At 69.0% G+C, this 13,641-nt stretch carries 18 protein-coding genes; 11 read left to right on the plus strand and 7 right to left on the minus strand.

All coding sequences use genetic code 11. The annotated features are described in order from the left end of the window. The first annotated feature begins 21 nt into the window (after positions 1–21). Genes ispF through rlmB form a run of 3 tightly spaced genes read left to right on the plus strand, consistent with a single transcriptional unit; the run spans position 22 to position 2,876 of the window. Positions 22–519 carry a 2-C-methyl-D-erythritol 2,4-cyclodiphosphate synthase gene (gene ispF, locus ACXPWS_RS02375; protein ID WP_458710901.1) on the plus strand — a complete coding sequence of 166 codons (498 nt, stop codon included), beginning with the start codon at positions 22–24 and terminating at the stop codon, positions 517–519. A gap of 11 nt (positions 520–530) precedes the next feature. Continuing rightward, the gene (cysS, locus tag ACXPWS_RS02380) at positions 531–1,931 is read left to right on the plus strand and encodes a cysteine--tRNA ligase (protein ID WP_458710902.1); all 1,401 of its coding nucleotides are present in this window, start codon (positions 531–533) and stop codon (positions 1,929–1,931) included. Beyond that, complete coding sequence (gene rlmB / locus ACXPWS_RS02385) at positions 1,932–2,876, plus strand: 23S rRNA (guanosine(2251)-2'-O)-methyltransferase RlmB (RefSeq protein ID WP_458710903.1); 945 nt, start codon at positions 1,932–1,934, stop codon at positions 2,874–2,876. On the opposite strand, the gene ACXPWS_RS02390 is transcribed toward rlmB, so the two are convergent. From ACXPWS_RS02390 to mrf, 4 genes are read right to left on the minus strand one after another with little or no spacing between them, the layout of a single operon-like run. Then, complete coding sequence (locus tag ACXPWS_RS02390) at positions 2,873–4,111, minus strand: SLC13 family permease (RefSeq protein WP_458713382.1); 1,239 nt, start codon at positions 4,109–4,111, stop codon at positions 2,873–2,875. The genes rlmB and ACXPWS_RS02390 overlap by 4 nt on opposite strands. Positions 4,112–4,128: 17 nt before the next feature. Beyond that, on the minus strand, positions 4,129–5,052 hold the full coding sequence (locus ACXPWS_RS02395; protein WP_458710904.1) for an MBL fold metallo-hydrolase: 924 nt from the start codon (positions 5,050–5,052) through the stop codon (positions 4,129–4,131). A 9-nt stretch (positions 5,053–5,061) separates the two neighbouring features. Then, positions 5,062–5,313 (minus strand): type B 50S ribosomal protein L31, encoded by a 252-nt coding sequence (locus ACXPWS_RS02400; protein WP_458710905.1) that lies wholly within the window; start codon positions 5,311–5,313, stop codon positions 5,062–5,064. Next, positions 5,303–6,463 (minus strand): ribosome hibernation factor-recruiting GTPase MRF, encoded by a 1,161-nt coding sequence (mrf, locus tag ACXPWS_RS02405; RefSeq protein ID WP_458710906.1) that lies wholly within the window; start codon positions 6,461–6,463, stop codon positions 5,303–5,305. Before mrf ends, ACXPWS_RS02400 begins: the two co-directional genes overlap by 11 nt. A 111-nt stretch (positions 6,464–6,574) precedes the next feature. On the opposite strand from mrf, the gene rpmB reads away from it, so the two are divergent. From rpmB to rpsR, 4 genes are read left to right on the plus strand one after another with little or no spacing between them, the layout of a single operon-like run. Then, positions 6,575–6,811: a 50S ribosomal protein L28 gene (rpmB, locus tag ACXPWS_RS02410; RefSeq protein ID WP_458710907.1), complete on the plus strand. Its 237-nt coding sequence runs from the start codon at positions 6,575–6,577 to the stop codon at positions 6,809–6,811. After that, positions 6,811–6,975: a 50S ribosomal protein L33 gene (gene rpmG, locus ACXPWS_RS02415; protein ID WP_458710908.1), complete on the plus strand. Its 165-nt coding sequence runs from the start codon at positions 6,811–6,813 to the stop codon at positions 6,973–6,975. Before rpmB ends, rpmG begins: the two co-directional genes overlap by 1 nt. Then, on the plus strand, positions 6,975–7,280 hold the full coding sequence (rpsN, locus tag ACXPWS_RS02420) for a 30S ribosomal protein S14 (protein ID WP_458710909.1): 306 nt from the start codon (positions 6,975–6,977) through the stop codon (positions 7,278–7,280). Before rpmG ends, rpsN begins: the two co-directional genes overlap by 1 nt. Next, positions 7,280–7,522 (plus strand): 30S ribosomal protein S18, encoded by a 243-nt coding sequence (gene rpsR, locus ACXPWS_RS02425; protein WP_458710910.1) that lies wholly within the window; start codon positions 7,280–7,282, stop codon positions 7,520–7,522. The genes rpsN and rpsR overlap by 1 nt, the downstream gene beginning before the upstream one ends. Here the strand turns inward: rpsR and ACXPWS_RS02430 are convergent. Both ACXPWS_RS02430 and bluB read right to left on the minus strand, forming a co-directional pair. Then, on the minus strand, positions 7,519–8,283 hold the full coding sequence (locus ACXPWS_RS02430) for a LamB/YcsF family protein (protein ID WP_458710911.1): 765 nt from the start codon (positions 8,281–8,283) through the stop codon (positions 7,519–7,521). The genes rpsR and ACXPWS_RS02430 overlap by 4 nt on opposite strands. Continuing rightward, positions 8,280–8,873, minus strand: coding sequence for a 5,6-dimethylbenzimidazole synthase (bluB, locus tag ACXPWS_RS02435; protein WP_458713383.1), 594 nt, complete (start codon positions 8,871–8,873; stop codon positions 8,280–8,282). The genes ACXPWS_RS02430 and bluB overlap by 4 nt, the downstream gene beginning before the upstream one ends. Before the next feature lie 91 nt (positions 8,874–8,964). Between bluB and ACXPWS_RS02440 the strand changes: the two genes are divergently transcribed. Continuing rightward, positions 8,965–9,777 carry a sulfurtransferase gene (locus tag ACXPWS_RS02440; RefSeq protein WP_458710912.1) on the plus strand — a complete coding sequence of 271 codons (813 nt, stop codon included), beginning with the start codon at positions 8,965–8,967 and terminating at the stop codon, positions 9,775–9,777. A 1-nt stretch (position 9,778) separates the two neighbouring features. On the opposite strand, the gene ACXPWS_RS02445 is transcribed toward ACXPWS_RS02440, so the two are convergent. Next, on the minus strand, positions 9,779–10,927 hold the full coding sequence (locus ACXPWS_RS02445) for a GTP-binding protein (protein ID WP_458710913.1): 1,149 nt from the start codon (positions 10,925–10,927) through the stop codon (positions 9,779–9,781). Positions 10,928–10,984: 57 nt separating this feature from the next. On the opposite strand from ACXPWS_RS02445, the gene ACXPWS_RS02450 reads away from it, so the two are divergent. The 3 genes from ACXPWS_RS02450 to ACXPWS_RS02460 are packed head-to-tail and all read left to right on the plus strand — an operon-like array spanning position 10,985 to position 13,636. After that, positions 10,985–11,986, plus strand: a complete 1,002-nt coding sequence (locus tag ACXPWS_RS02450; RefSeq protein ID WP_458710914.1) for a metal ABC transporter solute-binding protein, Zn/Mn family — start codon at positions 10,985–10,987, stop codon at positions 11,984–11,986. After that, positions 11,973–12,746 (plus strand): metal ABC transporter ATP-binding protein, encoded by a 774-nt coding sequence (locus ACXPWS_RS02455; protein WP_458710915.1) that lies wholly within the window; start codon positions 11,973–11,975, stop codon positions 12,744–12,746. The genes ACXPWS_RS02450 and ACXPWS_RS02455 overlap by 14 nt, the downstream gene beginning before the upstream one ends. Continuing rightward, complete coding sequence (locus tag ACXPWS_RS02460) at positions 12,746–13,636, plus strand: metal ABC transporter permease (protein ID WP_458710916.1); 891 nt, start codon at positions 12,746–12,748, stop codon at positions 13,634–13,636. The genes ACXPWS_RS02455 and ACXPWS_RS02460 overlap by 1 nt, the downstream gene beginning before the upstream one ends. The last annotated feature ends 5 nt before the right edge of the window (positions 13,637–13,641 follow it).

Raw genomic sequence — 13,641 nt, forward strand, 5'->3', positions numbered from 1 at the left:
GATGTCGATCAACTACTAGACGTGGAGTTGCCGCGCGTCGGTCTGGGGACCGACGTTCATCCCATCCAGGTCGGCAGGCCGTGCTGGCTGCTGTGCCTTCTGTTCGACGGCGCTGACGGCTGCGCCGGGCATTCCGACGGGGATGTCGCTGCCCATGCGCTCTGCGACGCGCTGCTCAGTGCCGCCGGACTCGGCGACCTGGGCAGCGTGTTCGGCACCGATCAGCCGCAGTGGCGCGGTGTCACCGGAGCCGACATGTTGCGTCATGTGCACGATTTGTTGCGCGCCAACGGTTTTCGGGTGGGCAACGCCGTCGTGCAGGTGGTCGGCAACCGGCCCAAGATCGGGCCGCGCCGCGCCGAGGCGCAACGGGTGCTCTCCGAGCTGCTCGGCGCGCCGGTATCGGTGTCCGCCACCACCACCGACGGTCTCGGCCTGACCGGTCGCGGCGAAGGTCTGGCGGCAATTGCGACGGCCCTTGTCGTCGCCGATGGGGATTCTGCCGATATAGGCCGGTAAGCTGGCACGTCGTGACCGGACTGCGGCTATACGACACCCTTGCGGGGGGCATTCGTGATTTCGTGCCGCTCCGGCCCGGCCACGCCTCCATCTACCTGTGCGGCGCCACCGTTCAAGGTCTGCCCCACATCGGCCACGTGCGCAGCGGTGTCGCTTTCGACGTGCTGCGGCGCTGGCTGACGGCCAAGGGTTTCGACGTCGCGTTCATCCGCAACGTCACCGATATCGACGACAAGATCCTGAACAAGGCCGCCGACGCCGGCCGGCCCTGGTGGGAATGGGCTGCGACCTTCGAGCGGGCCTTCAGTGCAGCGTACGACGCGCTCGGGGTGTTGCCGCCGTCTGCCGAGCCCAGGGCGACCGGCCACATCACCCAGATGGTGGACCTGATCGAGCGTCTCATCGAGCGCGGGCACGCTTACCCGGCGCGCGGCGACGTGTACTTCGACGTGTTGAGCTACACCGAGTACGGCGCGCTGTCCGGGCACCGGATCGACGATGTCCATCAGGGTGAGGGTGCGGCCACCGGCAAGCGCGATCAGCGTGATTTCACGTTGTGGAAGGCCGCCAAGCCGGGGGAGCCGTCCTGGCCCACACCGTGGGGCCGCGGCCGGCCGGGCTGGCACACCGAATGTGTGGCGATGTGCGAGTCCTACCTGGGGCCGCAATTCGACATCCACGCCGGCGGCATGGACCTGGTGTTCCCGCATCACGAGAACGAGATCGCCCAGGCCAAGGCGGCCGGCGACGGTTTCGCCCAGTACTGGCTGCACAACGGCTGGGTCACCATGGGTGGCGAGAAGATGAGCAAATCGCTGGGCAACGTTCTGGCGATTCCGGCTGTGCTGCAACGAGTTCGGGCTGCGGAATTACGCTACTACCTGGGCAGCGCGCACTACCGGTCGATGCTGGAGTTCTCCGAGAACGCGCTGAACGACGCCGCGAAGGCCTACACCGGGGTGGAGGAGTTCCTGCACCGGGTGCGCGGCCGGGTCGGCGCGGTGGTGCCGGGCACGTGGACCGACAAGTTCGCGGCCGCCCTCGACGACGATCTCTCGGTGCCGATCGCGCTGGCCGAGGTGCATGCCACCCGGGCCGAGGGTAACCGGGCACTGGACGCGGGCGACCACGAAACCGCCATGGCCGCAGCACAATCCGTGCGCGCGATGATGGGCATCCTGGGATGCGACCCGCTCGACGAGCGCTGGGAATCCCGCGATGAGACATCGGCCGCACTGGCCGCCGTCGACGTGCTGGTGCACTGGGCGCTGGCCGGCCGGGCCGAGGCCAGGGAGAATAAGGACTGGGCCGCTGCGGACGCGATCCGGGACCGCCTCAAGGAGGCCGGTGTGGAAGTCACCGACACCGCCGATGGACCGCAGTGGTCATTGCTCGAAGGGGATGTGAAATAGATGGCGGGCAATTCGCAGCGCCGAGGTGCAGTGCGCAAGGAGGGCACCAAAAAGGGCCCCACCGTCGGCTCCGGCGGTGTACGCAGGCGCGGTCTGGAAGGGAAGAAGGCCACCCCGCCCGCACACGCGCGGCCACATCACCCCGCAGCGAAGAAGGCCGCCAAGGTGGCCCGGCAGAACCAGGGCCGCCAGCAGCGCAAGACCGACGAGGTGGAGGTCGTCCTCGGCCGCAACCCGGTGGTGGAATGCCTGCGGGCCGGGGTGCCCGCGACCGCGCTGTGGGTGATGCTCGGGGTGGACGCCGACGAGCGGATCACCGAATCGGTCCAGCGCGCGGCGGATTCCGGGATCTCGATTCTGGAGGTGCAGAAGCACGACCTGGATCGCATCGCCAGCAACGGCCTGCATCAGGGGCTCGCTCTGCAGGTCCCGCCGTACGCCTACACCCACCCCGATGACCTGCTCAAGGCGGCGCAGCGGGACAGCCTGCCCGCGCTCCTGGTGGCGCTGGACAACATCTCCGACCCCCGCAACCTGGGTGCCATCGTGCGCTCGGTGGCGGCGTTCGGTGGGCACGGCGTCGTGATACCGCAACGCCGTTCGGCCTCGGTGAGCGCGGTGGCCTGGCGGACCAGTGCCGGCGCCGCGGCCCGGCTGCCGGTGGCCAGGGCCACCAATCTCAACCGCACGCTGAAAAGTTGGGCCGATGCCGGTCTGCAGATCGTCGGCCTGGATGCCCGCGGTGACACCGAACTCGACGAATGGGACGCCTCCGGGCCGACGGTCGTGGTGGTCGGGTCCGAGGGTAAGGGCCTGTCACGGCTGGTCCGGGAGAACTGCGATGCCATCGTCTCGATCCCGATGGCCGGTCCGACCGAGTCGCTGAACGCCTCGGTGGCCGCCGGTGTGGTGCTCGCCGAGATCGCCAGGCAGCGCCGGGGTTAGAGACCCAGCGCCGACGTCGCGGCCCACAGTGCCAGCACCGCTGCCACCAGGGACAGTGGCACCGTCAGCAAACCGACAAGACTGAATTCGACGAACCCCGCCGGCAGCCCTTCGCGGCGAAGAATGTTGCGCCACAACAGATTCGCCAGCGATCCCGGGTAGGTGGCATTGGGCCCCACGTTGACGCCGATCAGCACCGCCAGCACGGCCACCGGACCGGCGGTGGCGACCACCGGAAGCAGTACCAGCACCGCGGGCAGATTGTTGACCACGTTGGACAGCACCGCGGCCACGGCGGCGATCGTCAGTAGCGCACCCAGCGACGTGCCCAGCGGGACATGGGCTTTCATGAAATCGCCGAGGCCGTGCCGCATCACCGCGTCGACCACGATGCCAAGGCAGAGCACGAACACCAGGAACGGAGCGTCGAGGGACTTCGCGATGGCGCCCACCGTGCTGTGCCCGCGCAGCACGCTGCGCACGCCCAGTACCACCGCACCGGCCAGGGCGGCCCACGCCGGCGCGATGTCGACCGCGGACGTGACGGCGAATCCGACCAGGGTGAGCCCGAGCACCACGAGCACGAACACCGGCACCTCGGCGGGCGGCGGCGGTTCGCCCGGCGGTGCGGGCTGGGCGAGCTCGCGGGCGAAGAACAAGCGCAGCAACAGGTATTCGACGGCGATCACCACCAGCCACGGCAGCACCATGACGGCGGCGAACATCCCGAATGAGATGCCGGCGGCGCCGAAGGCCAGCAGGTTGGTCAGGTTGGACACCGGAAGCAACAGCGAGGCGCTGTTGGACAGGTGCGCGGTGGCGTAGGCGTGCGGTCTCGGCGACACCGACAGCGTCCGCGCGGTGGCCAGCACCACCGGGGTCAGCAGCACCACCGTGGCGTCCAGGCTGAGCACGGCGGTGGTCGCCGCCGCGAGCACGAACACCCCGCCCAGCAAGCGGCGTGGATCCCCGCGGCTCAGCCGCGCCATCGTCGTCCCGGCGGCGCGGAACAGGCCCTCGTCATCGCAGAGCTTGCCCAACACGAGCACCGCACCCAGAAAGCCGGTCACCGGCGCCAACTCCCGGATCTCGGTGGCCGCCGAGTCAGTGGTCACCACACCGGTGAGCAGCAACAGGCCCGCGGCCGGAGCGGCCACGGCCACTTCGGGCCAGCGATGCGGGCGCACCATGGTGAAAACCAGGACAAGCGCGAGCAGCGCGCCCGCCAGGAGCAGCGAGTGGTTCAATGCGCTCAGCGTCCCGCCAGTTCCCAGGGGTCGGTGGGCTGCCACAGCGTGGGCAGGTGCAAGCCCACCCCGTCCTGGGCGGCCAGTCCGGCCAGCACCCGCATCGACACGTCGAGATCGTCGCCCGCATAGGGCAATGCGCGCAGCGGGACGTCGAGCGGGCGGAAGAAGTCGTCCCAGTGCACCAGCACCACCCGGCGGGCCCCGACGGTGCGCACGGTTTCGGTCCAGTAGTCGACGAGGTAGCGCTCGGATTGCAGACCCAGCTGCCCGACGCCGAGGTACGCGACCTCGGCGCGCTGCCCGGCCAGCGCGCCGGGAACGAATCCGGCGCTGCCGACGATCAGCAGCCGCCGGTCCGAGGGACGGTGGTGAACCACCGTGGACCAGGCCTCGCCGCACCGGTAGGCCGAAGCCCGCACCGGCGGGCGCACCGGCGCGGTGATCGGGCCGGGATACCGGTCGGGCGGACAGTGGTCGCCGACGATGAGCGTGACGTCGAAGGCCCCCAACGACATCGGCTCGCCCGCGGTGGCGATGACGATCCGGTCGGCGGGCAATCCGGGCCCGAGATGAGCCACCGAGTCGCCACCCACCAGTGTCGCGCCGGTGCGTTCGGCCACCGCCGCGGAGTCCATCGCGTGGTCGAAGTGCGTGTGCACCGGCAGCACCGCGTCGAGTCGGCGTACGCGCAGACGTGCCAGGCAGCCGTCGATGCGAGGTGCAGACGGCGCGATCCGGCCCGCGCCCACGCGTAGCAGCGACGGCCGGCTGAAGAAGCCGTCGGTCATGATCGCCGATGCGCCGTCGTCGAGGAGCAGCGTGGTGACACCGGCCCAGGTGACCGTCAGCGGGGCCGGGCCCGCGGCGGGCAGATCGAAGAACCGCGCATAGTCCCCGAGGTCCGGGCGTCCGGGTTTCAGGCGCATCCCCTCACCCTAAGGGGCGGGGCGTGCCCCGTACCGGCGGTGGAACTTCTCAACCCGGCCCGCAGTGTCGATGCGACGGCTCGATCCCGTCCAGAACGGGTGCGAATCGGAGGTGACGTCCACGACGATCAACGGATAGGTGTGGCCCTGAAAGTCCACTGTGCGTTCGCTGGTCGCGGTCGACCGGGTCAGGAACATGGCCCCGGTGTTGGCGTCGGCGAAGACCACGGGGTGGTAGGCGGGATGGATGTCAGCCTTCATTCGTGCGCTCCTTGGTTGTTTCGGCCTCGGCATGCCAGTCCCCGAACGGGTCCGGGTAGTGCGCCCAGTCCTGTGGCCGGGCCAGTTCGTCGTCGGTCAGCAGGGCCCGGGTCAGCGCGCCGGTGACGGCTTCCGGATCGGCGCCGCACACCAGCGCGGTCATCGCGATGTGCCGGTCCCCGAACCGGTCGTCCCAGATCGACCCGGCCAGCGCGATCCGCTCCGGGTCGACGTAGGCCCGTTCGCCGGGTTCCATCTCCACCAGCCAGGTGCCGCAATGGCCGACTCCCAGACCGCCGCCGGCCGATTCGATCCACACCACCGCGTCGGGCTGACTGGCGATCCAGGCCCGGCCGCGGATACGCACCACGCCGTCGAGCAGCTCATCGATGGCGTGGTGCAGCCGAAGCGGATGAAAAGGCTTGCGGGCGTTGAACTCCAGCAGGTGCACGGGACCGTCGGGTTGCAACGGGGGCTGCCCGGCCAGCAGCGGGTCGTGTGCATCGTCGGATCTGCCGCGCCGGGCCAGCGGGTCGAGGTTGGCCAGCGCGAGTTCCACATTGTCGGTCCCGACGGTGATCCGGGCCCTCGGCGCCAGCCGGCGCAGCACCGCGAGGGTGTTCGCATCCGGCTGGGTGAGCACCAGCACATCGGCGAATTCGGCCTGGCCCACCACCACCTGCGCCACCGTGCGCGAGTCGTCGAGGTCCGCATCGCCGAGTGCCTGGCCCAGCCAGCTGCTGGAATCGATTCCCGTGACGACGGCAGCGACCACCACGTCGCGTCCGGCGGGTCCGTCGATATAACCGGGACCGATGTGCAGCGGCGTCTGGTCGATGGCGGTGCACAGCGACTCCGGGTCGGCCCATTGCGGCAACCGCACCACGATCCGCGTCACCTCTTCGCGGCGGTGCAGCCGGCGCAGCAGTGGGAGCAAGTCGGCGCGGATGGCGCAGTTCAGGCAACCGGACACCTCGATCGGCCACACCGAGATGATCCGTCGCTCGGACCGCATCTCGGCTATCTGCCGGATGGCGATGTGCCCTTCGATCGCATAGCTGACGCTGATCGTGCCGGGTGAATGGATGAGTGTGCCGGTCACATCGTCCGCCGTACCTTGCCCCGACACCAGCACCACTGGGGTTCGCATCGCACCTCCCGTTGACCATTAATGAAAATGATTGCCATTAACCTGCTCGGTACGTTACCGTGCCGACGTCGAGTTGTCGAAAATCATTTTCATTAACACGAGGAGGTTCAGGTGTCGGCGCACTGCCAAGTCACCGGCCGCGCACCGGGTTTCGGAAACCGGGTGTCTCATTCGCAGCGCAAGACCCGACGGCGATGGAATCCCAATATCGCCGTCAAGACCTACTACCTGCCATCCGAGGGACGCCGGATCCGGCTGCGGGTCAGCGCCAAGGGGATCAAGGTCATCGACCGGGACGGGATCGAGTCCGTGGTCGCGCGGCTGCGCCGGGACGGGCAGAAAATCTGATGGCCCGCAACGAGATCCGGCCGATTGTCAAGCTGCGGTCCACCGCGGGTACCGGCTACACCTACATCACCCGCAAGAACCGGCGTAATGATCCGGACCGGCTGGTGCTGCGCAAGTACGACCCCGTGGTGCGCCGCCACGTCGAATTCAAGGAGGAACGCTGATGGCCAAGACCGCCAAGATCGTGCGCAACGAGCACCGCCGGGCAACGGTGGCGCGTTACGCGCAACGGCGTGCCGAACTCAAGGACGTGATCGCGCGGCCGACCAGCACCGCGCAGGAGCGTTCCGCCGCACAGGCCGCGCTGCAGCGGCTGCCGCGCGACGCCAGTCCGGTGCGGGTGCGCAACCGCGATTCCGTCGATGGCCGGCCGCGCGGGCACCTGCGCAAGTTCGGGCTGTCCCGGGTCCGAGTGCGCGAGCTGGCGCATCGTGGCGAACTGCCCGGTGTCCGTAAGGCGAGTTGGTGATGGCCGACCGGAGGGCGACGGGCAAGCGCGCTCCCGCGCCGGAACTCAAACGGCCCAAGGTGAACCGGCTCAAGGCGCTCGGTGTCACCCATGTGGACTACAAGGATGTGGCGATGCTGCGCACCTTCATCTCCGAACGCGGCAAGATCCGGTCCCGGCGGGTCACCGGACTGACCCCGCAACAGCAGCGTCAGGTCGCGATCGCGATCAAGAACGCCCGGGAGATGGCGCTGCTGCCCTAACCGGTGAAAGTCGCCAGTTCGGCGCCGTCGGCGCGCAGACGATCGCGGACCGCCTGCGCGATCGCCACCGCGTCCGGCGAATCACCGTGTACGCACACCGATTCCACGGTGATCGGAATGGTGGACCCGTCGACCGCGGTGACCTGACCGCGTTGCACCATCGAGGCCACCCGGTCGGCGATCCGAGCCGGATCGTGCAGCACCGCGTTGGGCAGGCGGCGCGACACCAACTGGCCGTCGGCGCGGTACGCCCGGTCGGCGAACGCCTCGGCAACCGTGCGCAGCCCGAGTTCGGACGCCGCGGTGAAGAATGCCGAGCCGGTCAGGCCGAGAACCGGCAATGCCGGGTCGACGGCGTGCACCGCCGCGGCCACGGCCGCGGCCTGATCCCGGTTCGTGACGATCGCGTTGTACAGCGCGCCATGGGGTTTGACGTAGGACACCGACGATCCGGCGCTGCGTGCGATGGCCTGAAGCGCGCCGATCTGGTAGATCACATCGGCCCGCAGATCCTCGGGTTCGGCATCGATGAACCGGCGCCCGAAACCGGCGAGGTCGCGGTAGCTGACCTGCGCGCCGATCCGGACCCCACGATCGGCGGCGGCCCGGCAGGTCCGCACCAGTCCGGCCGGGTCGCCGGCGTGGAAACCACACGCCACATTCGCGCTGGTGACGATGTCGAGCATGGCGTCGTCATCGCCCAGGCGCCACACCCCGAAACCCTCGCCGAGATCGGCGTTGAGGTCCACCGTCACCGTCATGCGGGTAATTCCGCCGGCGGCCAACGGTTTTCCGAGACGAATTCGGGCAGTGGCCGGCCGAACGCCCAGTTGTCGATCTCCAGGGACGGCCGTTCCGGGAAGTCCGGAACGGGCCCCAGGCAGAGGATCGCCACCGGTTCGGCGTCGGCGGGCATGTCCAGTAGTCCGGCCAGCCGTGCGGGATCGAAGAGCGATACCCAGCCCATGCCGAGGCCTTCGGCGCGTGCGGCGAGCCAGAGGTTCTGGATGGCGCAGGACACCGAGGCCAGATCCATGTGCGGCATGGTGCGGCGGCCGAACACGTGGGCCTGGCGGCCGTCACCGAGGGCCACCACGAACAGCTCGGCGCATTCCAGGATGCCCTCGACCTTCAGTTCGAGGAACTCCGCACCGCGGGTGCCCAATGCCGCCGCCGTCTCCGCCCGCTCGTCGTCCACCAGATCGTGGATCTGCACGCGCAAGGCAGGATCGGTGATCCTGATGAACCGCCAGGGCTGCATCAGTCCGACGCTCGGTGCGGCGTGCGCCGCGGCCAGCAGCCGCCCCAATACCTCGGCGGTCACCTCCTTGCCCGGCACGAACCGGCGCATGTCGCGGCGCTGCGCGATGGCCCGGTACACGGCCTGACGTTCGGTGTCGCTGAACGCGTGATCGGTCACCACCGCAGCCTAGGCTGGTCGGGTGAGCACGCGTGCGCCGGTTCTGATATCCGCGGCAGAACTAACCGAATGGCTTGAATCCGGTTCCCCTGTGGTGATTCTGGACGTGCGCTGGCAACTGGCCGAGCCCGACGGCCGGGCGGCCTTCGAGCGCGGTCATCTACCCGGCGCGGTGTACGTGTCGCTGGAGGATGAATTGTCCGACCACTCGGTCGAGGGCCGGGGACGGCATCCGCTGCCCTCCGGCGCGGCCGTGCAGGCCGCGGCACGCCGCTGGGGCGTGCGTGCCGGCGTGCCGGTGGTCGTCTACGACGACTGGAACCGGGCGGGTTCGGCGCGGGCGTGGTGGGTGTTGACCGCAGCCGGAATCGGTGGTGTCCGCATCCTGGACGGTGGGCTGGCCGGCTGGCCCGGAGCGCTGGCCGACGGGCCGTCGGTCGCCGAACCGGGTGATGTGACGGTGGCGCATGACGACCTGTACGCCGGTGCCCTGCCGACCCTCACGGCCGAACAGGCCGCGCACGCGCCGGTGCTGCTCGACGCACGCGCGCCGGAACGGTTCCGCGGTGAGGTCGAGCCGGTCGATCCGGTCGCCGGGCACATCCCGGGAGCGCGCAATCTGCCGAGCACGGAGCTGCTGAACGCCGACGGCACCTTCGCGCTCGAGCGGCTGCCCGCACCCGCGGGGCCGGTCGGGGCATACTGCGGCTCCGGGGTGACGGCCGCGGTGCTCGTCGCGGCGCTGGCCGCCGCGGGTATCGATGCGGCGCTGTTCCCGGGTTCGTGGTCGCAGTGGAGTGCCGATGGCACGCTGCCGGTGGCCACCGGGGAGTGACCTAATGGGTGTGGGTGACACCCCAGGCCGGTAGCGGGTCGGGAAAGGTTGCCCACGCCGCTTGGCCGCCGGCCAGTTCGTCATCGGTGAGCAGTGCCGACTCCAGCAGCGTGCCGATCCAGTCGCGGTCGATGCGCACCCCGATGAAGACGATCTCCTGTCCGGGGGCGATATCGGTGGACGACCAGTACTGAGCCGGTTCGATCACCAGATTGGGACCGGCCTGGGACCAGATGGCCGCGATCGACGGTCGGCTGGCGATCCAGCAGAAACCCTTGCTGCGCAACAGCCCTCGCATCTGCTTAAGCGACGTCGACAACCGGTCGGGGTGGAACGGACGGTCGGCGCGAAACGTCATCGACCCGATGCCGTACTCGTCGGTCTCCGGCGTGTGCCCGTTGGCGAGCTCCTCGTCCCAGCCGGGCATCTTGGCGGCCGCGTCCGGGTCGTAGCGGCCGGTGCCGAGCACCTCGGCGAGTGCGACCACACCGTGATCGGTGTGCAGCAGCCGCGCGGTGGGATTGAGCCGGCGCACCACGGCTTCGACCGCGCCCAGCTGCTGCGCACTCACCAGGTCGGTCTTGTTGAGCAGGATGACGTCGGCGAACTCCACCTGGTCGGTCAGCAGATCGGCGATATTGCGGGCGTCGCGCTCGCCGTCGACGTCGGGCAGGGCCATGTCCCGGTCGGTCAGCGCCTGGCCGCGGATCAGTTCGGTCAGGAAGGTGGACGCGTCGACGACGGTCACCATGGTGTCCAGCCGGGCGAGTCGGCCCAGGCTGAAACCGTCCTCGAACTCCCAGTCGAACGTTGCGGCCACCGGCATGGGTTCGGAGATGCCGGTCGATTCGATGACCAGCTGGTCGAACCGGCCCTGGCGGGCCAGCACGGCCACCGCATCGATCAGGTCTTCCCGCAGCGTGCAGCAGATGCAGCCGTTGGTGAGTTCGACGAGTTTCTCCTCGGTCCTGTCCAGGTGGCCCTGGTCGGCGATGAGCGCGGCGTCGATGTTCACCTCGCTCATGTCGTTGACGATCACCGCGACCCGGCGGCCGTCCCGGTTGGCCAGGATGTGGTTGAGCAGGGTGGTCTTCCCGGCGCCGAGGAAGCCGGACAGCACGGTCACCGGCAGGGGAGCAGTGGACGGCATGAAGTCTCCTTATTGAGAATGATTTCCAATAAGGATGATCCGGTGGTGCGCGCGTTAATGCAAACGGTTATCGTTATCGCCATGATCGTGTCGTTCCCCCTCCGCGCCCTGGCCGCCTGCCTCGCGCTCACCACCCCACTCGCGCTGGCCGCCTGCTCCGGCGGGGACACCGCGTCGACGCCGACGACGCCGGCCGGTGACTGTCCCACCACCCCGGTCAACGTCGTGGTGAGCGTCGACCAGTGGGGCCAGATCGCCAACAGCCTCGGCGGAGCCTGCGCGAAGGTGACCACGATCCTGGCCGGATCCTCGGTCGACCCACACGACTTCGAACCGTCGCCCTCGGACGCTGCCACCTTCACCGGTGCGCAGCTCGTCGTCGTCAACGGCGGCCACTACGACGAATGGGCCAGCAAGTTGGCCGCGAGTTCGGCGCCCAATGCTCCGGTGGTGAACGCGCTCGAGATCAGCGGCATCGAACACGATGAACCGCACGGCGGCCACGATGACCACGATCACGGCGACGGCGTCAATCCGCACGCCTGGTACAGCCCCGCCGCGGTGACCGCCGTCGCCGACGCGGTCACCGCCAAGCTCGATGAGCTGGCTCCGCAGGCCAAGGACTACTTCACAGGCCGGCGCAGCGCATTCACCACCTCGCTGCAGCCCTATGACCAGCTGATCGCCAAGATCAAGGCGGCAGCGACGGGCAAGACCTACGGCGCCACCGAATCCGTCTTCGACGACATGGCCGCGGCCGTGGGCCTGCAGAACAAGACACCCGCCGGCTTTGCCGCCGCCACCAGTAACGAGACCGATCCGTCCCCGGCCGACCTGGATGCCTTTCTGAAGCTGTTGAATGCAAAGGGTGTCGACGTGCTCATCTACAACACCCAGACGGAGGGGTCGGTGCCCGAACAGATCCGCACCGCCGCGCAGAATGCCGGCGTTCCGGTGGTGAACGTGACCGAAACGGTGGCGCCGGGCGCCAAATCGTTCGAGGCTTGGCAGGTGGACCAGCTCACTGCCCTTGCCAAGGCGCTCGGTGTCCCAGCCTGAGCCCCCCGCCCTGTCCTTCGAAGACGTCAGCGTCGTTCGCGGCGGCCAGCTGATTTGGTCGGAAGGCACGTTCGATGTGCCAGCCGGCGGGATCGTGGCCGTCATCGGCTCGAGCGGCTCGGGCAAGACCACCCTGCTGCATGCCGTTCTCGGCACCATCCCGGTGGGCTCGGGCACCATCCGGGTGCTGGGCCGGCCACCGGGCGCGGCCACCGGGCTGATCGGCTACGTGCCGCAGAACTACGCGGTGGCCGCGGGCAATGCCATCCGGGCCTGCGACGCGGTCCTGCTCGGACTCACCGGCAACCGGTGGGGATTCGGGCGGGCCAGCGCCGCCGAACGGGAGCGCGTCACCCAGGTGCTGGCGGCCGTGGACGCAACGGATTTCGCGCATCGCAGGCTGTCCCAGCTGTCGGGCGGGCAGCGTCAACGCATCGCCATCGCCGAGGCCCTGGTGGCCCGGCCCCAGTTGCTCATCCTCGATGAGCCGCTGACCGCCCTGGATGTCCGCAACCAGCGCGATATCGTGCGGCTGCTGGCCAAGATCCGCGACGAGCTCGCGGTGACGATCCTGGTGGTGGCCCACGATCTGAACCCATTGCTGGCGGTGCTGGACGGGGCGATCTATCTGCTGGACGGCCACGCCCATTTCGACACCACCGACGAAGTGGTCGACGAGGACCTGCTGAGCCATCTCTACGGCACCTCGGTCCAGGTGGTGCACACCCCGCAGGGCGACATGTACGTACGGAGCATCTGATGCACACCACCGTGCTGGCCATCGGTTACCAGGACAACTGGTGGCAGATCCTGATGTCGGCCTTCATGCGCAATGCGCTGCTCGGCGGCACCCTGGTGGCGCTGGCCGCCGGGCTGATCGGCTACTTCATCGTGGTCCGCAACAGTGCCTTTGCGGCGCACGCGTTGGCGCACATCGGTTTTCCCGGCGCAACGGGCGCGGTGCTGCTCGGGCTGCCCGTCACCGTCGGCCTGGCCGCATTCTGCATCGGTGGTGCCCTTGTCATCGGTGCGCTGGGTAAACGCGCCGACGAGCGGGAAGTGGCGACCGGGACGGTGCTGGCGGCCGCCACCGGGCTCGGCCTGTTCTTCAGCTCGCAGGCCACCAAGAGCAGCAGCACCGTCACCAACGTGCTGTTCGGGAATCTGCTCGCGGTGACCCATGAGCAACTGGTGTCCTTCGGGGTTGCGGTGCTGGTGCTCGCCGCGGTGGTCGGGTTCGTCTACCGGCCATTGCTGTTCGCGTCCATAAATCCCGACGTCGCCGAGGCCAAGGGCGTCCCGGTGCGGGTGCTGTCGGTGGTGTTCATGGCGCTGCTCGGGCTGGCGGTGACGATGGCGGTCCAGGCGGTGGGCACCCTGCTGTTGTTCGCCCTGGTGGTCACGCCGGCCGCCACGGCGATCATGCTGGTGGCGCGGCCCGGGCTGGCCATGCTGGTCTCGACACTGCTGGCGGTGGTTTCGGTGTGGACGGGACTGGCGCTGTCCGCGATGTTCAACGTTCCGCCGAGTTTCGTCATCGTCACGATCGTCAGCGGAATCTGGCTGGTGGTGTGGGCGGTCGCGCAGCGAACCGGAACGGATCGGCGAATCGCGCCGCCACATGGCCCTTCCGGGCTGCACGTCCACTAACCTCG

It is taken from the genome of Mycobacterium sp. BMJ-28 (genome assembly GCF_054404835.1).